23 protein-coding genes are annotated in these 21,529 nt (G+C 59.8%); 8 read left to right on the top strand and 15 right to left on the bottom strand.

What is annotated here, in order from left to right; genetic code table 11:
• Nucleotides 1–30 precede the first annotated feature (30 nt).
• Complete coding sequence (locus ACR0D6_RS04955; protein ID WP_480764683.1) at nucleotides 31–690, bottom strand: hypothetical protein; 660 nt, start codon at nucleotides 688–690, stop codon at nucleotides 31–33.
• A 164-nt stretch (nucleotides 691–854) separates the two neighbouring features.
• On the opposite strand from ACR0D6_RS04955, the gene ACR0D6_RS04950 reads away from it, so the two are divergent.
• Nucleotides 855–1,175: an antibiotic biosynthesis monooxygenase family protein gene (locus ACR0D6_RS04950; protein ID WP_170651221.1), complete on the top strand. Its 321-nt coding sequence runs from the start codon at nucleotides 855–857 to the stop codon at nucleotides 1,173–1,175.
• A 72-nt stretch (nucleotides 1,176–1,247) separates the two neighbouring features.
• Entirely contained in the window at nucleotides 1,248–1,655 is a 408-nt protein-coding gene (locus tag ACR0D6_RS04945; protein ID WP_170651220.1) for a universal stress protein, read from the top strand.
• Nucleotides 1,656–1,700: 45 nt separating this feature from the next.
• On the opposite strand, the gene ACR0D6_RS04940 is transcribed toward ACR0D6_RS04945, so the two are convergent.
• Together ACR0D6_RS04940 and ACR0D6_RS04935 are read right to left on the bottom strand one after the other, a co-directional pair.
• Nucleotides 1,701–2,171: a YbaK/EbsC family protein gene (locus ACR0D6_RS04940; protein ID WP_170651219.1), complete on the bottom strand. Its 471-nt coding sequence runs from the start codon at nucleotides 2,169–2,171 to the stop codon at nucleotides 1,701–1,703.
• A 114-nt stretch (nucleotides 2,172–2,285) separates the two neighbouring features.
• Entirely contained in the window at nucleotides 2,286–2,768 is a 483-nt protein-coding gene (locus tag ACR0D6_RS04935) for a HugZ family pyridoxamine 5'-phosphate oxidase (RefSeq protein ID WP_480764682.1), read from the bottom strand.
• A gap of 101 nt (nucleotides 2,769–2,869) precedes the next feature.
• Here ACR0D6_RS04935 and ACR0D6_RS04930 point away from each other — a divergent pair, with 101 nt between their 5' ends.
• Together ACR0D6_RS04930 and ACR0D6_RS04925 are read left to right on the top strand one after the other, a co-directional pair.
• Nucleotides 2,870–3,520, top strand: coding sequence for an NADPH-dependent FMN reductase (locus ACR0D6_RS04930; RefSeq protein ID WP_480764681.1), 651 nt, complete (start codon nucleotides 2,870–2,872; stop codon nucleotides 3,518–3,520).
• A gap of 181 nt (nucleotides 3,521–3,701) precedes the next feature.
• Nucleotides 3,702–4,028, top strand: coding sequence for an excalibur calcium-binding domain-containing protein (locus tag ACR0D6_RS04925; RefSeq protein ID WP_480764680.1), 327 nt, complete (start codon nucleotides 3,702–3,704; stop codon nucleotides 4,026–4,028).
• A 33-nt stretch (nucleotides 4,029–4,061) separates the two neighbouring features.
• On the opposite strand, the gene gph is transcribed toward ACR0D6_RS04925, so the two are convergent.
• Entirely contained in the window at nucleotides 4,062–4,745 is a 684-nt protein-coding gene (gene gph, locus ACR0D6_RS04920) for a phosphoglycolate phosphatase (RefSeq protein WP_480764679.1), read from the bottom strand.
• Between the two features lie 288 nt (nucleotides 4,746–5,033).
• Between gph and hemP the strand changes: the two genes are divergently transcribed.
• A complete protein-coding gene (hemP, locus tag ACR0D6_RS04915; protein ID WP_170651215.1) occupies nucleotides 5,034–5,201 on the top strand; it encodes a hemin uptake protein HemP in 168 nt (55 codons plus the stop codon).
• Nucleotides 5,198–5,674, top strand: a complete 477-nt coding sequence (locus ACR0D6_RS04910) for a hypothetical protein (protein WP_480448423.1) — start codon at nucleotides 5,198–5,200, stop codon at nucleotides 5,672–5,674. Before hemP ends, ACR0D6_RS04910 begins: the two co-directional genes overlap by 4 nt.
• 63 nt (nucleotides 5,675–5,737) lie before the next feature.
• Here the strand turns inward: ACR0D6_RS04910 and ACR0D6_RS04905 are convergent, their stop codons facing one another.
• The 8 genes from ACR0D6_RS04905 to ACR0D6_RS04870 form a co-directional block, all read right to left on the bottom strand.
• On the bottom strand, nucleotides 5,738–8,797 hold the full coding sequence (locus ACR0D6_RS04905) for an aminotransferase class III-fold pyridoxal phosphate-dependent enzyme (RefSeq protein WP_480764678.1): 3,060 nt from the start codon (nucleotides 8,795–8,797) through the stop codon (nucleotides 5,738–5,740).
• Between the two features lie 4 nt (nucleotides 8,798–8,801).
• Nucleotides 8,802–9,674: an NAD(P)-dependent oxidoreductase gene (locus tag ACR0D6_RS04900; RefSeq protein WP_480764677.1), complete on the bottom strand. Its 873-nt coding sequence runs from the start codon at nucleotides 9,672–9,674 to the stop codon at nucleotides 8,802–8,804.
• 101 nt (nucleotides 9,675–9,775) lie between these two features.
• The gene (gene cueR, locus ACR0D6_RS04895) at nucleotides 9,776–10,165 is read right to left on the bottom strand and encodes a Cu(I)-responsive transcriptional regulator (protein WP_480448426.1); all 390 of its coding nucleotides are present in this window, start codon (nucleotides 10,163–10,165) and stop codon (nucleotides 9,776–9,778) included.
• Nucleotides 10,162–12,642, bottom strand: coding sequence for a heavy metal translocating P-type ATPase (locus tag ACR0D6_RS04890; RefSeq protein WP_480764676.1), 2,481 nt, complete (start codon nucleotides 12,640–12,642; stop codon nucleotides 10,162–10,164). Before ACR0D6_RS04890 ends, cueR begins: the two co-directional genes overlap by 4 nt.
• 68 nt (nucleotides 12,643–12,710) lie before the next feature.
• Nucleotides 12,711–13,484, bottom strand: a complete 774-nt coding sequence (locus ACR0D6_RS04885) for an SDR family NAD(P)-dependent oxidoreductase (protein WP_480764675.1) — start codon at nucleotides 13,482–13,484, stop codon at nucleotides 12,711–12,713.
• Entirely contained in the window at nucleotides 13,481–14,413 is a 933-nt protein-coding gene (locus ACR0D6_RS04880) for an SDR family oxidoreductase (protein WP_480764674.1), read from the bottom strand. The genes ACR0D6_RS04885 and ACR0D6_RS04880 overlap by 4 nt, the downstream gene beginning before the upstream one ends.
• Nucleotides 14,410–15,312, bottom strand: a complete 903-nt coding sequence (locus ACR0D6_RS04875; RefSeq protein WP_170651207.1) for a bile acid:sodium symporter family protein — start codon at nucleotides 15,310–15,312, stop codon at nucleotides 14,410–14,412. The genes ACR0D6_RS04880 and ACR0D6_RS04875 overlap by 4 nt, the downstream gene beginning before the upstream one ends.
• Nucleotides 15,309–16,625, bottom strand: coding sequence for a flavin-containing monooxygenase (locus tag ACR0D6_RS04870; protein ID WP_480764673.1), 1,317 nt, complete (start codon nucleotides 16,623–16,625; stop codon nucleotides 15,309–15,311). The genes ACR0D6_RS04875 and ACR0D6_RS04870 overlap by 4 nt, the downstream gene beginning before the upstream one ends.
• 64 nt (nucleotides 16,626–16,689) lie before the next feature.
• Here ACR0D6_RS04870 and ACR0D6_RS04865 point away from each other — a divergent pair, with 64 nt between their 5' ends.
• Nucleotides 16,690–17,352, top strand: coding sequence for a TetR/AcrR family transcriptional regulator (locus ACR0D6_RS04865; RefSeq protein WP_480764672.1), 663 nt, complete (start codon nucleotides 16,690–16,692; stop codon nucleotides 17,350–17,352).
• Nucleotides 17,353–17,382: 30 nt separating this feature from the next.
• Here ACR0D6_RS04865 and ACR0D6_RS04860 read toward each other — a convergent pair whose 3' ends face one another.
• Nucleotides 17,383–18,003 carry a pyridoxamine 5'-phosphate oxidase family protein gene (locus ACR0D6_RS04860; protein WP_480764671.1) on the bottom strand — a complete coding sequence of 207 codons (621 nt, stop codon included), beginning with the start codon at nucleotides 18,001–18,003 and terminating at the stop codon, nucleotides 17,383–17,385.
• Between the two features lie 11 nt (nucleotides 18,004–18,014).
• Nucleotides 18,015–18,479, bottom strand: coding sequence for a nuclear transport factor 2 family protein (locus ACR0D6_RS04855; RefSeq protein WP_480764670.1), 465 nt, complete (start codon nucleotides 18,477–18,479; stop codon nucleotides 18,015–18,017).
• 303 nt (nucleotides 18,480–18,782) lie between these two features.
• Between ACR0D6_RS04855 and ACR0D6_RS04850 the strand changes: the two genes are divergently transcribed.
• Complete coding sequence (locus ACR0D6_RS04850) at nucleotides 18,783–19,349, top strand: TetR/AcrR family transcriptional regulator (protein ID WP_480764669.1); 567 nt, start codon at nucleotides 18,783–18,785, stop codon at nucleotides 19,347–19,349.
• A gap of 29 nt (nucleotides 19,350–19,378) precedes the next feature.
• On the opposite strand, the gene ACR0D6_RS04845 is transcribed toward ACR0D6_RS04850, so the two are convergent.
• A complete protein-coding gene (locus tag ACR0D6_RS04845) occupies nucleotides 19,379–21,523 on the bottom strand; it encodes a 3-hydroxyacyl-CoA dehydrogenase NAD-binding domain-containing protein (RefSeq protein WP_480764668.1) in 2,145 nt (714 codons plus the stop codon).
• Nucleotides 21,524–21,529 lie beyond the last annotated feature (6 nt).

The raw sequence follows: 21,529 nt of genomic DNA, 5'->3' as shown, positions 1-21,529 counted from the left end.
CGGTAACGGCGGCCTGTTCCAGCGCGGGGATTAAAACGCGCGCCACACAGCGAACTTCAGGCCGGTTCCCCTGCGGGCCGAGTTACGCTCCAGCCCCAGCACCCAGATGGTTTCAGAGGATTTCGGGCGGATCATCACCGACGGTCTGACGCTCCAGTAAAACGGTTTGTCGGAAACATGGGTCGTTTCGATTTGCAGAAGGGGATCCAGCCAGCGCTCGGACGTCACGCCAACGGTGAAATCCAGTTTGCGCGCCAGTTTCTCGTGCGAGCGGTATTCCAGCGCGGCGTCAACCGCGGCCCAGCCATTGCCCCAACCGCTCTGAAAGCCTTTGCCGTAGGACAACGTGGTTTTGTAAAGCGCCCACGCCTTGTCCCGTTTGTGATAGGCACCGACGCCAAACTCGGCGGCCAGTCTGCCCGCATTGCCGAAATCCTTAACGGGAAACCGGGCAAAAATAAGTGCGTGGCCGTACAGATCCTGATGTTCCTCGGCATCCAGCCCGACCGTAAGCCATGTCAGCGCGCCGTATTCAAAATAGGCGGAGGACTTGTATTTGTACTCTCCCGCATCTGTTTTGAACCCGGTTGCCGACAGCGCCCAAAACCCTTTGCCCTTGTCGCGCAGCCACGCACCGGCTTCGACAGGTGCTGGGACCATAAGTAGTAGGATTGCAAGCAAGCGGACCATGAACTTCCCTTCCGGGCGCAGCATCCGCAACCTTGGTTAACGCTTGGTTAGTCAGTTGGTAACTTCTACGAAACATTTCGTTCCGGAAGTCGCTGGATTGCCAAGGAAAATTGAGAAAACGGAAAAAGCTGTGTTAGGCTGGAGGAAGCAGGAGGAGTAGCCAGATGCCAAAAATCTCGAAAGACGCCAGCATTCAGACTGTGATCACCACCTTCGAAATGACACCGGGGACCTGTCAGGATTTGCTTGAGGCGCTGACAGACGCCTTCGAGAGCTTCATTTCAAAGCAACCCGGTTTCATTTCCGCAGGCCTGCATGTGAACGATGCACAGACCCGGATAGCCAATTATTCGCAATGGCAGCGGCGTGAGGATTTTCTGGCGATGTTGCGCACGCCCGAAATGCGTGATCGCAACCGCAAGATCAACGAACTGTGCAAGAGTTTCGAACCGGTGATGTACGACGTGGCGGAAACCTTTGGCTGAGACTGACCTGAATCAAGGCGATTTCAACTATGTCGGAGCAGTCTGACCCTGACTGAAGCGGAGGCGCAAGCCATGTATCACAATATTCTTGTTCCGATATCCTTCGATGCCGAAAGGGATACTTCCGGGCCGCTCAAACTGGCCGAGATGTTGGCAACACCCGGGGCGGCGATCACTTTGCTGCATGTTGTCGAACATATCCCCGACTATGCCATCTCATATATGCCTGCGGAGTATCTGACAGAGGCGCGCAAGGCGATACAGGTCGAACTGGACCGCCTTGCAGCCAATCTGCCGAACGCGGTGGGACTGGTCATCGAAGGGCATTCGGGTCGAACGATCCTCGATTGGGCGGAGGCAAACAAACCGGACTTGATCATCATGGCATCCCACCGGCCCGGGATGCAGGATTTGCTGCTTGGTTCGACCACGACGCACGTTGTCCGACACGCGCAGTGTGCGGTGCACGTGGTTCGATAGCCAACAGCCTGAGACCGAAGGCTGGCCAGTCGGCCAGCCGCCGGATCAGTTCACACAGCAGAATGAGCCGTGATCGGCGTCCTTCATCAGGCGGTCGAAATCTCCGCCCTTCATTTCAACCAGTGTTTTGTGGTCACCGGCCTCGAACCAGACCTTGTCCAGACCGGTCAGGCTGTCATCGATGATGGTTGGCACGTCATAGGCGGCCCCAACCGGTGGTGCGGCGCCCAGATCGCAATCGTCAAAGACGTCTTCCACTTCGGCCTCGGGCGCCAGACCGATGCGGCGGGAAAGGATCGATTGCAGCGTTGTGAGGTCAAGCTTGTGGTTTGATGGCACTACTGCCAGCATCGGCCCTTCTTCCATGTGAATCAGGACGGATTTTGCCAGATGGTCACCCGGGACATGGGCCGCCTCGGCGCATTCGGCGGCTGTGGCGGCATAAGGGTGCCGGATCATGTCAAAGGGCAGCCCCTGAGCGTCGAGATGATGTTTGAGGCGCGCAGCTATGGTCATGGTGTCCTCCGTAACTCCATGGCGCCCGTCTGAGCAGTCGGCGCGACCCGGGCGCCGTTTGTGAACTAGAGAGTGCCAGTGTGCGCCCCTTGCCCGAGTCGGGCAAGCCCGCCGTCAGAAATCCTGTGGTGTCAGCCGGAACGCCTTGCCGAAGCCGCCATTGAGAAGCCCGTCGGAAACGTTGAAGCGGACAAAGCAGAAGTCGGTAAAATCAACATACAGCTTTGCCTTTGGCCGCTGCGATAGGTACCGGGTGCGCAAAATCCTGTGGTCTTCGGTCCCGTGGTCGATCAGCTCGGCCTGGCAATGCAGGGTCAGGCGCGGGTGTGTCAGCGGGTCGCCTTTTTCACCAGGTTCCCCGATCAGCAGGGCACAGTTTGGGTTGGCCTGCAGCGCACGGGTGTGTTCGGCCAGAGACGAGATCAGTGATACCGGTTGGTTCCGGTCGTCGGTCGCAAGGGCAATCCGGGAAACCGATGGCAGCGATGACTGCGGCTGCAATACGGCGATGGCAGCGTGCGTCGCGGCAGAGATCAACTCGCGCGCAAGTGTACGGGCCGCATCGTCGGCGGGCTGAACTGGATCGTTCCTAATCATGGTGGCTCCGGCATTTTGTAATCCGCGAATGGCAAAGCAAGTGATAAACACATAGGCTGCCCGCGGCGAGGCTGAAATTGCCTGTCGATATGGAGTTGGATGTGCCCCTGAAATTTCTTGTATTCCTCGGTTCTGTCCGTGAAAGCACCCCTCCGCACCCCGCCCGTCTGGGTGAACGGGTCGCGCGCGCCTGTCAGATGCAGCTGACAGGCGCTGGGCATGAGGTCGAGCTTGTTGACCCGTTGCAGATTTATCTGCCGCGTCCGTTCAAACCTCATTTTTCCTATGCCAGGGGGCGCGCGTCGGAAGGGCTGAACGCGCTGGCGGGCAAGATTTCCGGTGCGGACGGGTTCGTTATGGTCAGCCCGGAATACAACCATTCCATGTCCCCGGCCCTTGCGGACCTTCTGAACCATTTCGGTAGCTCGCTGTATTCCTACAAACCAAGCGCGATTGTCACCTATTCGGCCGGGCAATGGGGTGGTGCACGCGCGGCGGTCAACATGCGCACATTCCTGAGCGAGTTGGGGTGCCTGCCGGTTTCCGCAATGATCCACGTACCAAAGGCGCACGATGTTTTTGCGACCGATGGCGGGTTTGCTGAAACAGTGGATTCGACACGATGGCAGGGATATATGGCGCGGACATTCGATCAGTTGGTCTGGTGGGCCGGGGCGGCATCCCATCAGCGCGAGGTGGCATCCTATCCCGAAGCCTTCACGCGAGACGCCTCGCAGCGCAACGCGCCCTGAAACCCGGCCGGTTTTTTGTCATGTCGCGGCCCTTTCATTGCCACATAGGATGATCATCTAAGTTCCCATGATGCGCCGAAGAAACCCGGAACCGGAGAAAAGTCCCAACCCCCGATCCGCCAGGCGGCGTGAACGGGCGGATGCGCTGCGCAAACATGCGTTGTCACCGGTTCGCATCCTGATGATGGTGCTGGTCCTGCCAATTACCACCATTGTCATTGCATTGGGTGTTTACATGCGCACGACGTCTTACGAGCCGACCGAAGCGGTGGCGCATCTTGTGGCGCTGGCGGGGTGCGATGCGGCGCGGGCCGTCGGACTGGGGCCGGTACGCATGGGCGAGCCGGGATATCACCCCAGAAACGATCTGGACGGAGATGGTGTGGCCTGCGGATCTGCCCCGGCGGTGGCGCAACCGGCCCCGGCGGCGCAACAGGCCCCAGTTGCGGACAGCAGTAATGCCCCCAGCCAGCGAAGGGTCGGCAGCGCAAAATTCATCCGGCCCTAAAAAACAGCGGATTCCGGGGCTGAAAGCAGCTGGTTACGTTCCGTTTGGCACAGTGTTTGGCATCTCGTCCAGAACCTGCGCAACCAGTTCGGGCAAGTCGGCACTGTCACTATATGAAGCTGTATGAGCCAAGTGCTCGATCGGGTTTTTCCGGTATCCTTCCGTGAACAACAGAAACGGCACTTTGGCCCGTTGTGCGGTTTCAGCATCCACTTCGCTGTCGCCAACGAACAGGCGCGGCCCGTCCCCGAGGTGGTCGAACGCGGCGTGCAACGGTGCCGGATCGGGTTTGCGCCTGTCGAAGGTATCGCCCCCAATCACGACGTCAAAAAACTGCGCCAGTTCCAGCGCCTCCAAAACGTGGCGGGCAGGGGCTTCGGGTTTGTTTGTGCAGAGCCCCAGTGTAAATCCCGCGCCCTGCAGCGTTGCCAGCGATTCGCGCACACCGGGATATGGAACCGTCAGATCGCTGGACCGTTTGTTGTAGTGATGCAGTGTCAGACGCGTCAGCTCGGCGTGTTGCCCCATATCCATGTCGCAGTGATCGATGACCTTTCCGACAAGATTCGGCAGGCCGTTCCCGACGAATGAGCAAACTGTGCTCAGGGACAATGCATCGCGGTTCACCTCAGCAAGCATGCTGTTTACGGCCCCGGCAATGTCGGGAAGGCTATCGACCAAAGTGCCATCGAGGTCAAAAACAATCCTGGCGGTCATCTGTGAATCCCGGTCTGAGAATACGGTTCTTGAACGGGGTAGCCGGTCGTGACGGGCTGCGCAACCGCATCTGTTTCAGATGGGAAATATGGCCCCTTGACATACCTTACTATTTTAATCAGATTACAGGTGGGAAATATCAGCCACCCCAGAGTGCTCAGGGCCAGCCAGATCTGAACCCAATGATAAAAAAGCAAAAAGTCAGGATCTGATATGTCTGAGCGTACCAGCCGGAACGACGATCCGAGCGACAAGGCCCCTCGTGATTCAAGCTCTGGAGATGATCCTATGAATGCCCAGAACCCCACTCCGACCCAAGGTTATGCTGTCTCGATGCTTCCCGCCCATAAGGCTGAGGAACTGACCAAAGGCGGCAACCTCGCCCATATCGAACTGGGCGATCAGCTATATACGCTGCGCATCACGCGCGCGGGCAAACTGATCCTCACGAAATGAGCCGTCCGACCCCTCGCGGCGGGGCGGCGGTGGGCCGTCTGGCCGATCTGAACCCTGTCGAGGCCGGCGCCGTCATGTACCTTCGCCTTTGGGGTGAAGGTGCCGGTGGTCGTGCCGATGCCGCCAGTGATTTCGATATCGCGCTGGGCGCGGATCAGGGGCGCGCTGCCATGATGACGCTGGAGCGCCTTTGCGCGCTTTGTGCGCAACACGGCCGCCGTCCGCTTATCCGTCACGGATTGGGCTGCGCCTGTCTTGGCGCGGACGAAAACTGTTTTGCCCAGATGATCGCGGCAGCTGCTGATGGCGAAAGGGAAGATGCGATGATGATGGCTTCGCTCATCGTCCGCCCGGATTTTGCACCCGCCCTGACGTCGTTGTCCGAGCAACTGGGGCTGGCGCTGCGCCGCATGACGGCTGTCGTGCCAATGCCGACAACCGGGCATCAGACCCCATCGTCGGTACTGCACTGATAAAAGTTTAATAGCATCGACGATCGCAGAACCCCGGCATATCCCCGCCGGGGTTTTGCAGTTTCAGCAGCAGCCACACCCATGGTGTTCGTGATCACAGGTCGGGGCAGGGGTATAGTCTCCGACTTCGGACAGCACGTCGCGCAAGGCCCACAGGATCATGTCCACGTCTTCGGCTTCGATGGTCAGCGGCGGGCGGATTTTCAGGATGTTGTCCTTTGGCCCTTCGCTGCCGATCAGGATACGATGATCGCGCATTCTGTTCTTGACGAAACTGCAGATTTCGGTGCCTTCCGATCCATCCGGGTTGATGAGTTCAACGCCAAGGAACAGCCCCATGCCGCGCACATCGCCGACACAGGCAAAATCGGTTTCGATCCGGCGCAGCCCCTCGATCAGTTGTGTGCCCATGGCGCGGGCATTGTCCTGAAGGCCCTCATCGTCGACGATATCCAGAACCTCTTTGCCGATACGGCATGACAGCGTCGAACCGCCGAAGGTGGAAAAGAATTCAATCCCGTTGTTGAAGCTGTCGGCAATGGCGCGGGTTGTCACCAGAACGCCCAGCGGATGACCGTTGCCGATAGGTTTGCCCATCACCACGATATCGGGCAGCGCGCCTTGATGTTCGAAGCCAAAATAGTGCTCACCCAATCGGCCAAGGCCCGTCTGTACCTCGTCCGCGATGCAGACCCCGCCCGCCGCGCGGATCTTTTCGTAAACGGCTGTCAGGTACCCTTTGGGCGGGATGATCTGACCGCCGACCGAGGGGAAGGTCTCGGCGATAAAGCCCGCAACGCCGTGACCCTTTTCTTGCAGTGCGGCAATTGCCGGATCGACAAGATTCGCGAACTTTGTGGCGCGGTCGGGATCGTTGCGTCGGAATGATCCGCGATAATCGTCCGCCACTTCGACCAGTTCGACCCAGTCCGCCTGCCCGACGCCACCCGGCTTGTTGAACTTGTAGGCCGAGATGTCGATCGCACCTGTGGTGTTGCCGTGATAGCCGTGATCCGGCGTCACCATGCCCCTTGCGCCGGTATGCGCCCGGGCCAGCCGCAAGGCCAGTTCGTTCGCCTCGGTGCCTGAGTTGACGAAAAAGCAGACCTCGAAATGATCGGGAAGCTTCGACAGAACCTTTTCGGCAAAGGCCGTTTGCGCCGGATGCAGATAGCGGGTGTTCGAGTTCATCCGTTTTAGCTGATCCGCTGCAACCGCCTGAATCCGGGGATGGGCATGGCCCACATGCGGGACGTTGTTGTAGGCATCCAGATAGGGGCGGCCCCATTCGTCGAACAGATGATGCTTCCAGCCGCGCATCAGCATCACCGGATCGTCATAGGTCAGGCTGAGATTGCCGCCGAAATGGTCATGCCGACCATGCAGGATCGTCTGCTTGTCGGTCGGGCGATAGAACACCTTGTCATCCGTAAGGTTCAACAACGCCGCCGGATTGGGGCAGACGGCATGCCACAGATACATCTCGTCCGGGTCGCCGACGCCGGGCCAGTCGGCCTGCATCCCGTCGGTTGTCAGCGCCAGTTGGAAATGAACGTGCGGCGCCCAGCCGCCATTCTGGCTGGCGTCGCCAAGCCGCGCAAAAGCCGCCCCCTGCGCCACCGGATCGCCGGGTTTCAGCCTGCCGCAAATCTCGGGGTCCAAGTGACCGTAGAGCGTGTAAAACGGATCACCTTCGGGTGTTTCATGATGCAGGATCACCACGCCGCCGTAATCAAGGTGGCTGATGCGATTCTCGACCACCTCGACCCGTCCGCTGAGCGGGGCATAAAGCGTGGTTCCCGCCGGGGCGAAAACGTCAACGGCCAGGTGAACGGTGCGTCGGTCCGAGGCTTTCCACGGCCCTTTGCGGAAACCGGGTTCGGCGTAGATCAGGCGCGGTTCGCTGTAATAACCCAGCCAGGGGCCTTCGCCGAATTCTTCGCCCACGCAGGCGGCTTCATCCAGAGGCATGTGGAACGGATTCTGCGGCCAGGTCGAGTTTTCGACCGACAGCGACCCCATCGGCGCATCGGTCAGGTCCTGACCGAACATTTCAGCGAACTGACCGCGATGTTCCGCAAGATAGGCGTGGATGCGCTCGGCCCCGTCGGTCACTGGCAGGCCACAGGCCGCGCGCAGACGGGCAGGCATCAGATCGCCGTTGATCGATGCATTCTCCAGCAGCCGCCACGCAGGCGCCTGACTGATGGTGACATAAGGGTCATCCGGGTTTTCGACCGCCATCAGGGTCGAGTTCACAACCGAGACGGCAAGCCGCATCCGCAACAGCGGCCAGATCAGATCAACCTCCTGCGGGCGCAGGCGGTTGGCGGCGTGATATCCGCGCACCAGCGCGACCAGAGCGCGCTCGGGCTTGGGATGATCCAGTACGATATAGGCTCCGGCAATTGCCAGATCGCAGATGCGCGGGCCGGCACACATGTCCCCCAGATCGATCAGGCCGGAAATGCTCTGACGGTCGTTCAGCTCTCCCTCGACCAGAATGTTGTAGTCGTTGGCGTCGTTGTGGATGGCCTGTTTGGGCAGGTCCGCCAACTGATCCGAGATGCCGTCGAATTGGGCGGCGACCCCCTCCAGCAATGCACGCCGGGCCGGGTCTGCGATTGCGCCCAGCTTGTCAGAGATCCAGCCCGCCTGCGTCAGATCCCATTTGAAATTCTCGCGGTGCAGGTTTGGGTGAGTGAACCGTTCCAGTGCCCTGTCGGTGGCGCCCAGAACCCGGCCCAGTTTCATAATCAGTTCGTCGGTCTTTGGTGTGGCCTTTGCGTAGCAACGACCGGGCAGCCGTTCCTGCAGCCAGACAAGGCGCTGCTGGCCCTGTTCATCGGGTATCTCGGGCAGCTTGACGCCTTTCAGGTCCGACAGAACCTTGGGAAACGGCAGCCCCGGGGCCTCGGCCGCGATATATTCCAGAGTCTTCACCTGCAGGTCGACAAACCCGGCTTCGCAGCCCGCGCGCATGACCTTCAGCACATAGTCCTGACCATTTTTGGCCTCGACCAGAAAGTTCAGGTCATATTCGCCGTCCAGTCGCGACAGCCGGGCCTCGAGTCCCCAATGTTGCCGCAGGGCAGCGGCCCAGAAATCCGTCATGTCACTCATCTGATTAATCCAGCGCCCGCAGCCGTTTGAACAGCGAGGACGTATCCCAGCGCCCGCCGCCCAGTTTCTGCACGTCCTTGTAAAACTGATCGACCAGCGCGGTAACGGGCAGGGAAGCGCCGCTTTCGTTGGCGGCGTCCAGACAGATACCCAGATCCTTGCGCATCCAGTCGACGGCGAAACCATAGTCGAAATGATCGTCCAGCATCGTCTCGTGCCGGTTGACCATCTGCCAGCTGCCTGCGGCGCCCTGGCTGATGACCTCGACCACCGCGCGCCCGTTCAGACCCGCCTTTTCCGCAAAATGTAGTGCTTCGCTGAGGCCCTGCACCAGCCCTGCGATGGCGATCTGGTTGCACATCTTGGTCATTTGCCCGGCGCCGCTTTCGCCAATGCGGCGGCATATCTTGGAATAGACCTGCATCACTGGCTCGGCCTTGTCATAGGCATCCTGATCGCCGCCGCACATGATCGACAGGACGCCATTTTCGGCCCCTGCCTGTCCGCCCGAAATCGGCGCGTCCACGAAAGAGATGCCCATGGTTTTGGCAGCATCATAAAGCTCGTTGGTCACCTTGGCCGAAACGGTGGTGTGATCGACAAAAATGGCCCCCTTGGACATGCCGTGAAATGCGCCACCATCACCTGTGCAGACCATGCGCAGATCGTCGTCATTGCCGACACAGGCCATGACCAGTTCCGCCCCCTGCGCCGCCTCTGCCGGAGTGGCGGCCATCGCCCCGCCATGCTGGGCAACCCAGGCTTCGGCCTTGGCGGCCGTGCGGTTGTAAACGGTAACCTCATGGCCCGCGGCCTGAAGGTGACCTGCCATGGGATATCCCATGACACCAAGGCCAAGGAACGCGACTTTTGCCATCTGGTGATCCTCTCTGCTGTCCAACCCGGCCGGGAAAGTTCAGCGGGCCGGAAATATCTGGCAGAGACAAAGCAAAGCTGAACCCAAAGGGCAACCCCGCGTCACGATTTGCTGCCCAGATCCTGCAGGATCGGGCAATCGGGCCGGTCGTCACCTGCGCAGGCGTCGACCAGATGACTCAGCGTGTCGCGCATGGCGTTCAGGTCGGCGATCTTGGCTTCGATCTGTGCCAGATGATCCCGCGCGACACGTTTCACGTCGGCGCTGGCGCGGGTTTCATCCTCGTATAGCGCCAGCAAGGTGCGGCAATCCTCGATCGTGAAGCCCAGTGCGCGGGCGCGTCCCAGAAAGTTCAACTTGTGCAGGTCCTGATCGCGGAACCGGCGATACCCGTTGTCGTCGCGGAGCGGCCTGATCAGGCCGATATCCTCGTAATAGCGGATGGTTTTCGCGGGCAGACCGGTTCGGGTTGCGACATCTCCGATATTCATGAGTGCACCTCCTGTGTCGATACCGGCTGCGTGTCTTCGGGCATGCTGGGCCGCACCCGGCGCAGACGCAGGGCGTTCGAGACGACAAAGACACTCGACAGTGCCATGGCACCGGCTGCCAGCGCCGGTGACAGAAGGTGCTCGCCAAATGGATACAGCACGCCAGCCGCCACGGGGATCAGAAGGACATTGTAGCCGAAGGCCCAGCCCAGATTCTGACGGATGTTGCGCATGGTTCGGCGGCTGATCTCGACCGCGTTCACCACGCCGCGCAGATCGCCCGACATCAGCACCACATCTGCCGTTTCGATGGCCACATCGGTTCCGGTGCCAATGGCCACCCCGATATCAGCAGCAGCCAAGGCCGGGGCATCGTTAATTCCGTCACCCACAAAGGCAAGCGTTCCATGGGTGTCGCGCAGTGCCTCAATGGCGGCAACCTTGCCGTCCGGCAGAACTTCGGCAGTCACATGGTCGATGCCCAATTTGTCGGCCAGCGCATTTGCCGTGCGGGCATTGTCGCCGGTGACCATGGCCAGGGTCAGACCCATGTCGTGCAACTGACCGATAGCTTCACGGGTGCCCGGCTTGATCGGATCGGAAACCGCCAGTGCGGCGGCGGGGCTGCCATCGATGGCGACATAAAGCGGCGTCGCGCCTTCATCTGCCAGTTTAAGCGCTGCCGGTTCAAGCTGTGACAGATCGATACTTTCCTGAGACATGAGCCGTGCAGAACCGACCAGAATATCACGCCCATCGACGCGTGCGCGAAGCCCAAGGCCCGTGAGCGATTCAAATTCCGCAGGTTTAGGCAACTCAGATGGTCCAGCGCGGGTGATGGCGGCGGCAATCGGATGCTCCGACTGTGCCTCAGCCGCTGCGGCCAGGCGCAACACCTCGTCACGGGCAAATCCTCCTGTCGTGATGACATCGACCAGTTCGGGTCGGCCCAGCGTCAGTGTGCCGGTCTTGTCCAGCGCAACGACGCGCGCCTGCTGAAGCTGCTGCAAGGCATCGCCCTTGCGAAACAGAACCCCCAGCTCAGCCGCGCGCCCGGTCCCCACCATGATCGATGTTGGCGTGGCCAGCCCCATAGCGCAGGGGCAGGCGATTATCAGAACCGATACGCCCGCGACCAGCGCAAGCGGCAGTGATGGTGATGGGCCGACAATCAGCCAGACAACAACCGTCAGGATCGCAACGGCGATCACCACCGGAACAAAGCGGTGCGTGATCCGGTCAACCAACCCCTGAATCGGCAGTTTGGCCCCTTGCGCCTGTTCGACCATGCGAATGACCTGCGCCAGAACGGTATCCGCGCCCACGCGGGTGGCACGGACACGCAACGCGCCTGTTCCGTTCACGGTGCCGCCGACAACTTCGGATCCAGTTGATTTGCTGACTGGAACCGGCTCGCCCGTGATCATGCTTTCGTCGACATATGAGGTGCCGTCCAATACCTCTGCATCCACGGGAACACGCTCGCCCGGTCGGATTTGCAGGATGTTTCCGGCAACAATCGAGGCTATCGGCAAATCAACCGTTTTGCCGTCCTGTTCGACCCGCGCCGTTTTGGGCTGCAAACCGATCAGTTTGCGGATCGCCGATCCGGTTCGCCCTTTGGCGCGCGCTTCCAGCAGGCGGCCCAGCAGGATGAGGACGACGATAACGGCAGCCGCTTCGAAATAGACGTTGGCAGTGCCTTGCGGCAAAACCTGCGGTGCAAATGTCGCGACCACGGAATAGAAATAAGCGGCGGCCGTGCCGAGCGCGACCAGAGCGTTCATGTCCGGCGCCCCCCTCAGCAGCGAGGGGACGCCTTTGGCGTAAAACACCCGACCCGGACCGATCAAAAGGGCCGAGGTCAGCGCGAACTGGATCAACTGGCTGGTTTGCGCGCCGATCATGGCATGAACCCAGTGGTGAAACGCCGGGATTATGTGTCCGCCCATTTCAAGAATGAACACGGGCAAAGCCAAAGCGGCCGCTATTATCGTTGATCTGGTCAGGGATTTGATTTCCTGATCCTTTTGATCGTTATGGGTCTGAGTGTCGCTGCCATCACCCATTGGCTGCGCCGGATAGCCGAGTTCTGTCGAAACCGCGGCAAGGGCGCCGGGATCGGTTGCGCCTTCGGCATAAGTGACGCTCGCCCTTTCGGTCGCAAGATTAACGCTGGCATCGATAACACCCGGAGCCGCCTTCAGCGCGCGTTCCAGCTTGGCCACGCATGAGGCGCAATTCATGCCATCGATCTTCAGAACAGTTTCCTGCGTGGCAGCCGGATATCCGACAGCATCCAGCGCATCGGCCAATGCGGCGACCGGCCCAGCATAATCCACCTGAGCGGTCCCGGTTGCGAAATTGACCGACGCATCGGTAACGCCATCGACGTCGCGCAACGCGGTTTCAACGCGTGCAACACAGGACGCGCAGCTCATGCCGGTGATCTTGAGTTGTGTTGTTTGAGGTGTCATCCGAGTCGTCCTGATCTGGAACCTGACAATCAAATGGGGGTTCCAGTCACGGGAAGGTCAAGGGCTGATCACACTTTTTTCGTCAAGGCTCCACGAATATTCCGCTCCATCAGTCGTTGGTACAGGCGCGGAGACAGACGATTGATCAGCCAGGCAACAAAGGCCACCCTGCCGACCGGGATCGTGAACCTGCCGTGTCTGATGCCGTTCAGAATGATGTCGGCAGCCTTTTCGGGCGTCATCGGGTCCATTCCGTCGGCAGCGGAGCCGGGGCGGGACGTTCCGTCAGCCTGCCGTCCCTCATTCTCCGGATTGGTGGCTACAAAAGACGGGCAGGCGATGTGAACGCGTACACCGAACGGCTTTTCCTCGGACCGCAGGGATTTGAAGAACCCCTCCAGCGCGTGTTTTGACGCCGCATAAGCGGTGCGATGATAAAGCGGGGCGAAACCGGCAACCGATGATATCGCCAGATGCGCCCCCTTTGATTTCCGTATCTCGGGCAGAAAGGCACGGGCCATGGCGATAGCTGCGAAGTAGTTGATTTCGAATACCCGGCGATGGCTGGCCTCGTCCGACCTGTCAAACCCGCAGATCTGGGTAATTCCCGCATTGTAGATCACCAGATCGATGCTGTCGCTTGCCGCCAATACCTTCTGTACGGCATTTTCCAGTTGCCCGGGGTCAGTCAGATCGCAGGATACCGGCAACTGAGTTGGGGTTGGGTGCAGCCCGGTTACATCCAGATCCAGCAGGACCACGCGCCAGCCGTCGCGCTGCAATGCGGCTGAAAGGGCCTGTCCCAATCCACCCGCACCCCCGGATATGACGGCAGTCTTCACAGGCCCGCCTGCTTTTTCCAAAAATCAAAGACCTCGGCGCTGGATTTCTCGGGCGTGTATCCGAATTCTGATTTCAGGGCGTCATTCGCCAGTACCGGCCGGTATTGCAGAAACCGAACCTGTTCAGGTCCATAGCGCGACAGCCCCAGCGGGCGGGCGACAGCAAGTGTGGCTTTGAGCAGCCAGGGCGGGAGGCGCAGTACCGGTTTGCCCAATGCGCCGGCAAGATCGGACACACCCAGTGCGCCGTCTCCCGCTACGTTGTAAATCCCAGCCGGACCATCGGTTGCCGCGCGTTTCAGGATATGGGCCAGATCGCGAGTCCAGATAAAGACAAACGGGCTTTCGCTGCCCGACACTGCCAGCAGGCGCGGTTTGTGAAAAAGTGCGGTGATCTGGTTTTCGGTTCCTTCGCCCAGAACGGTCCCGATGCGCAGAATGACCTGCTCCAGCCCGGGCGCAACCTTACGGGCCTCGGCCAAAAGCTCTTCGACCTGCCGCTTGTGGTCGGAATAGGGAAACTCAGCGTTGCCACGCAGCGGATCGGACTCACGCAGGGGCACGCGGTTATCCGGGTGATAGCCATAGGCCGCTCCGGATGAGGTGACGACAAGCCGCCTGACCCCGTTGGCAATGGCCGCATTCACGACCTTTCGCGTACCTTCCACATCCACCGCAAACGCTGTCTGACGACCCATGTCTGGCGTCGGTGTCACAATCGAGGCCAGATGCACGATGATATCAGGTCGGACCTTGGCGATGACGCGGGCGGGCTCGCCCGTGGTGACGTCCATGCGCAGAAAACTCATGCCGTCCGGCATGGGATCGGGACGGTGCAGGTCCGTCGCAAACACCTCGGCCCCTTCCAGTTCCGCAAGCAATGCGCGCCCCACCATTCCGGCGGCTCCGGTGATCAGGATGCGGGTCATCGGGCGGCCTCGGTCCGGGCCATGAGCGAAGCCAGCGCAATTCCGGAAATCGCGTGCCAGATGCCCCAGAAAGCTGCGACGACGGCCATGCCTCCAAGCCCGTTGAAAAAGGCGAAGATCAGAACAAGGCCAAGCCCGGAATTCTGGATGCCGGTTTCGATGGTGACAGAGCGGCGATCATAGGGGGACAGCCGGGTCAGAGTGGCCACAACCCAGCCGCCCCCCAGAGCCAGCGCGTTGTGAAGGATCACAAGCCCGGCAACGGCCCCGGCGAAGCTGAGGAAAAATCCCCAGTTTGCAGCCAGAGCGAGAATGATGAAGGCAACAAAAATACCCATCGACAGATATTGCAGCGGCTTGCGCAGACGCGCGGTCAATTCCGGGCGTCGCTGGTTCAGCGTTACGCCCAGAACCAGCGGCAGGATCAGCATCAGGCCCACGGTGATGGCGATCTGAACCGGATCGATTTCGGTGCGCTGCAGGATCGCGCGCGTTGGCGGATAAAGCCCGCCCCAAAGCGCAATGTTGGCGGGCGTCATGACAATTGCGCCTATCGTTGCAAAGGCTGTCATGGATACCGAAAGGGCGGTGTTGCCACCCGCCCTGTGGGTAATGAAGTTCGAGATGTTGCCGCCCGGGCAGGCCGCCACAAGGATCAGCCCCAGCGCGATTGAGGGGCGCGGAGCCATCAGCCAGACCAGCGCAAAGGTCAAAACGGGCAGGACGATGAATTGCGACGCCAGCCCCACAATCACCGGCTTGGGGGCGCGGCGCAGGCGCTGAAAATCCTGCGGCGTCAGATCGATGGCGATTGAGAACATCACCACCGCCAGAATTGCGTTTAGCAGCATCATCGAGGCGGGACTGAAGTTCAGCGTGATTTCATCGATGCCGGTCATGGGGCGGCTTTCCTGAACCGCCTGATCCAGCCTGTGACCGCTTTCCGATAGGTTGCCTTGTCCACGTAATAGGCCATGCGGGCGAGGTTGAGGTAGTTCATGCCTCCGGTGGCGCGCCCATAGTTTTCCTGTTTTTTGGCTTTCAGCTCAGCCGCTACCGGGCAGCCATTGCGAATACCCTTAATATAGCGCGCCACCATCTCGGCCTGCTCGTGCCGTCCCTGCCAGCCCAATCCGGTTGCTTCGATCATTCCGAGAATGAACAGATCATCCCTGTCTGGATGCATCGCGTTGAGGTACAGATGCGGTGCGTCCCCCTGCCAGTTCAACAGGTCGCGGTCGATGAACGGATAGTGCAGCTTGTACCCCGTGGCGGCGAGGATCATGTCGTAATCTTCGCTGCTGCCATCCCTGAAGTGGACCGTTTTGCCGTCCAGCCGTTCGATGTCGGGCTGAATGCGCAGATCACCGTGTCCCGCGTGGTAGAGGACCAGTGAGTTCACGACCGGATGGCTTTCGTACAGTTTATAGTCCGGCTTGGGAAAACCGTACTTTTGCGGGTTCCCCACAAACCAGCCAAGGATCAGGCTGTCCACCTTGCGCTTGAGCCACATGGGCAATTGAATCTTGCCGCCCATCGTATCGGCGGGTTTGCCGAACACGTATTTGGGCACGAAGTAATACCCGCGCCGCATGGACAGGTCGCACCGTTTCGCGTGGTGAATGGCATCCACCGCGATGTCGCAGCCAGAATTGCCCGCGCCCACGATCAGAACCCGCTTGCCGTCGAACTGACCAGGATAGCGGTATTGCGAGGCATGTATCAGGTCGCCGTCGAATGTGCCTTCAAATTCGGGCATGTTGGGTTCGGACAGCGTGCCGTTGGCAATCAACACACCCGCAAACTCGGCCTCGTGCACACCATCTGCGTCGCGCCATTTCACCCGCCAGCCCTCACCCGGCGCGCCCAAAGGGGCTGTTTCGATGACTTCCGCGCCAAACCTGTAGTGCTCGCGCAACCCGAAGCGCGTCGCGAAATCGCGAAAATAGTCCCTCATCGCCCGGTGTGACGGGTATTCAGCCACCGTATCGCACATCGGAAAATCGGCGAACTCGGTCATCCGCTTGGATGAAATCAGGTGGGCTGTTTCGTACATCGTCGATTTGGGGGCGTCGATATCCCACAATCCGCCCACATCGGAATGCAACTCGACCCCCTGAAACGGGATGCCCTGTTCCTTGAGCACCTTTGCCGCAGCCAGCCCCATAGGACCGGCCCCGATCAAGGCGAATGCCTCGCGCGTTTCCGTCATGAACTCTCCCCTGTTCGCGATGCTTAACTTGAACGATCGTTCAAAATAAGGCAAGATGAATCTCATGACGGCGAAAATCACGCAAAAACAAAGGCAAAGGGCACCCTCGCAACGGTCCCTGCAGACCAAGGCACGGATTCTGGATGCGGCTGAGGCTGTATTTGCAGAAAGAGGATTCGAAGGTGCATCTATCCGCGATATCGCGGCGCTGGCCGGGGTGCAGGTGGGGCTAGTGCATCATCACGGCGGTGGAAAAGAAGAGCTGTTTCATCAGGCGGTCGCCCGCCGTGCGGACGAACTGGCCCGCATCCGGATCGAGGCGCTTGAGGCGCTTAATTTGCAGGGGCGGGTCACCTTGCGGGGCATTCTGGATTGCTTCATCCGCCCCTACGTGACACTGGCGCAGACCGGCGGGTCGGGGTGGATGGCCTACGGGCGCCTGGTCGCGCATGTCTCGGTCGATCCGCGCTGGCACGACATTGCGGCAGAGTGTTTTGACCCGACAGCCCGGCGGTTCATTGCGGAAATCACGGCGCTGTATCCCGGCGTAGATCCGGCGGTGCTGGCGACCGGTCAGGTCTATTCCGTGTCGGCCATGCTGGCCCATCTCAACAGCGCGTGGCGGGTCGAGGCGTTGTCGCAGGGCGGCGACTTGTCCGGTCTGGATCGCCTGATCGAATTTTGCGCGGCGGGAATCGAGGCAATGGTTTCGACCGGCAGGGATTGAACGCTGACGTCTTTCTACATGAACGGCATGTCAGGGCCGTGCGGCGAGTTCCGCCTTCAACCGTTCGTTTTCCTGCTGCAACTGGGCCAGTTGCTGCCCCAAATTATTCAGATGCGGTTTTAGCTCTGCCTCGGTAAAGCGGGGCGTGATGTGGCGCGGGCAATTCCAGTCCAGTGCCTCGACCCGGATGATTGCGGCCCGTTCGGCGGAGGCCTCTGCTCCGTCCGGGTAAAGGGCCACGGCGGCGGCGTCGCCTTCGGTAAATTCCATACGTCCAAGTATCTTGAGCCGGCGTTGGTTCGCGTAATCCATCAGGATCATCGCGATCCGGTCGTTACCATCCAGATTCCCGCGCGAGATATACTGCCTGTTGCCCGAGAAATCCGCATAGCCGATCGTTGTCGGGCCCAACACCTTCAGGAACCCGACGGGTCCGCCGCGGAATTGTACATAGGGCCAGCCGGTTTCGGACACGGTGGCCTGATAGAACCCGTCACGCGCCTCGATAAATGCCTTTTCGGCGTCGCCGATCTGATGGCCCTGCTGCGGGCCGCCATTGATGAATTTCGCGTATGAGGCCGCTGATCCCATCCTTTCCTGATGGGCGCGGACGGCGGGGGTGAAGGTCAGTTCTGCAAAGGCGCGGGGCATGGCGGTTCCTTTCAGAGGCCAAGTTCGGACAGGCCAGGATGATCGTCGGGCCGGGGACCGGCTGGCCAGTGAAACAGGCGCTGTTCCCCAGGTATGGGCAGATCGTTCAGCGACGCGTGGCGGCGCGCCATACGTCCATCTTCGGCGAATTCCCAGTTTTCATTGCCATAAGAGCGAAACCACTGCCCGCTGTCATCATGCCATTCATAAGCATATCGAACCGCAATGCGATTGCCGGAATAGGACCACAGTTCCTTGATCAGGCGATAGTCCAGTTCCCGGTTCCACTTGCGGGTCAGAAAGGCGTGGATCTGGTCGTGCCCGGACAGGAACTCGGCCCGGTTCCGCCACTGGCTGTCTTCGGTGTAGGCCGGTGTGACGACATCGGGATCGCGGCTGTTCCATCCGTTTTCGGCCAGGCGCACCTTTTGCTTAGCGGTTTCTGCAGTGAAAGGAGGCAGAGGAGGGCGGGTCATATCATTCGGTTCTTTCAGGCGAGAGTGGCGGCGAGTAGCGCCAGAGTCAGAAGAAGAGGAACGTGCCGGGTGTGAAATAAACTGGCATGGCGGCGCATCGGTCAGATCCTTGGTGTACAGATCGGTAAATGATGTAGTTAAAGTGTACAGATCGGTAAACTTTTTCAAGTCATGCACGGTAACATTTTTTCGAGGTAGAGTTTCGTGTGCGGAAAAGTAATCAATAACAATGAATTACCATGGTCATTTGCGTCTAAGTAGATTCACTACTATGTACTGATCTGTACACCAAGGAGCCGAATCATGCGCCCAAACAAACGGGATGAGCTTGTCCGAAAGGCGCTGGAGGTCTTTTACCGCGACGGCTTCCATGCCACCGGAATGGACAAGCTGGTTGTAGAAACCGGTGTGTCGAAAACGTCGATGTACAAACACTTCCGCACCAAGGAAGAGCTCATTTTGGCCGCGCTGCGCCTGCGGGATGAGAGTTTTCGCAACTGGTTTCTGCGCCGTGTCGAAGAACTGGCGGACACGCCCGCGGGTCAGCTTATCGCGGGATTTGACGTGCTGCAGGAGTGGTTTGAAAAAGACACCTATCGCGGCTGCATGTTCATCAAGGCGGGGGCTGAGTTTCAGGAAAAGGATCACCCGATCCACGTTCAGGCGGCAGAGCACAAGCGCCTGCTGCTGGAGCATTTCACACGGCTGGCGCGCGATGCGGGTGTGTCCGACCCCGAAAAATTGGGGTGTCAGATTCTGCTTTTGAAGGAAGGGGCGATTGTCACTTCGGTTTTGCTGAACAGCTGCGACCCGGCAAGGGAGGCAAAAGAGGCAGCACAAACATTGCTGGACGCGGCACTGAAAAAATGACGGCGCGGGGGTAAGCCGCGCCGTTCAGATCAGGCAAAAGTCTTTTGCTCTGCCACATGTTGTTTCAGGATTTCGGGCGGCTCAAAACGTGGGCCATAGGCTTTGGCCAGTTCCTCGCACCGTGTCAGAAATCGTTCAGGCCCATAGGTGTTCACGTATTGAATGTACCCACCGGTGTGAACCGGAGCGCCGATGCCAAGAATTGACCCGACATTGCCGTCGGCAACCGTACGCAAAACGCCTTCTTCCAGACACCGCAGGCTTTCCAGCACCGCGCGGAACAGGATGCGGTCCTGTATATCCTGGTCGCTGATCTGCACGTCATCCTTGCGCCAGGCCTCAAGGCCGGGCCAGATTGTCTTGCCCTCATCGGAATAGTCATAAAAGCCCTTGCCGGTTGCGCGGCCGTGGCGCCCGTGCTGGCTGATCATTTCGGCCAGCATGGCGCGTGCGCCGGGGTTCTGTTCCTGCGCGGGGTCCAGCAGGCCCATCTCAACCTGTGTGTTGTAGATGTCGGTGACCAGCTTGATCTGCACCTCATCCAGCAGCGACAGCATCCCCGTCGGCATTCCGGTAAGGCGCGACAGGTTGTCGACGCGCACCGGATCATGCCCTTCGGCCACAAGTTCAGCAGCTTCGATGATCTTGGTGCCGATGGTGCGCGAGGTGTAGAACCCGGTGCTGTCCCCGACGATGATCGGGGTTTTCCGGATCTGGCGGGCAAAGTCGAAGGCACGCGCCAGCGTTTCGTCCGACGTCTTTTCACCAGCGATGATTTCCAGCAACGGCATCTTGTCGACAGGTGAGAAGAAGTGCAGGCCGACGAAATTCTCGGGCTTCGCGGCTCCGGTGGCCAGCCGTGTGATCGGTAGGGTCGAGGTGTTCGACCCCCAGACGCCATTTTCGGCCAGCAGCGCCTCATGCTCGGCCAGAACGGCATCCTTGATGTCGATTTTCTCGAACACCGCCTCGATGATCAAATCGCAGCCTTTCAGGTCGTCCGACTGTTCCGTCGGCGTGATCAGGGCCAGCACGGCATCCCGCTGCTCGGGCGACATGCGGCCGCGTTTGACCCGTTTGTCCAGCAACCCGGCGGTGTAGGCCTTGCCGTTTTCTGCGGCCTCCATCGACATGTCTTTCAACACCACCGGCAAACCTGCCATCGCCGCGGAATAGGCGATGCCCTGACCCATCATGCCCGCGCCAAGAATGCCCAGCCGCTCGACCTTAGATGGTGGTACACCCTTGGGACGGCTTGCGCCGCCATTGACCTTGTTCATGCCAAAGAACAGCGTTTCGATCATGTTCTTTGTTGTGGCCATCGGTGTCAGCGAGACAAAGCGGCGGCTCTCATATCGTTGGGCGGTTTCGAAATCGACCTTGCCTGCTGCTTCGGTCATGATGTCCAGGATTTTGACCGGCGCTGGCATCAGCCCCCGCGTCTTTTTGAACAGCATCGCGGCGGCCCCGGCGATGCGGGTCATGTTCTTGGGTGATGTCGAAGGCCCGCCAGGTATCTTGTAGCCCTTGGTGTCCCACGGCTGCGTTATCGCCGCTTCGTCACCTTGTACCGACAATATCCATTCCTTGGACCGGCTCAGCAGTTGTTCGGGCGGAACCACCTCGTGAATCAACCCGGCCTTCATCGCCTTGTCAGGGGAAACCTGACGGCCCTCCAGCAGGAATGGCATCGCACCTTCCATGCCCAGCAGGTAGGTCAGGCGAACAACGCCACCCCCACCGGGCAGCAGGCCCAGGGTCACCTCGGGCAGGCCGATCTTGGTTTTCGGGTTCTCGGCGGCGATGCGATAGTTGCAGGCAAGGCAGATCTCATAGCCTCCACCCAGCGCGGCCCCATTGATGGCAGCAACCACTGGGACCGGCAATTTCTCCTGCCGCCGCATCACGGCTTTGGTAGCCTCGACGGATTGGAACAACTCATCAACACCGTCTGCCTCGATGCTTTTCAGCATGTTCAGATCACCGCCGGCAAAGAACGTGTCCTTGGCCGAGGTCCAGATCACACCCTTTAGGCCCTCTTCGGCCTCGATCCGGTCCATGGTTTCGGAAAACAGCGGCCAGAACTGCGCGTTCATCGCGTTTACCGGGCCGTCCATGTCCATGGTGACCGTGACAATACCATCGGCGTCTTTTTCGTAGCGAAATTCACCCATATCCGT

Source organism: Ruegeria sp. BJ6 (genome assembly GCF_056537885.1).
Note: the sequence above shows the minus strand (reverse complement) of the source record. Positions and strands in the feature narration are given on the sequence as shown.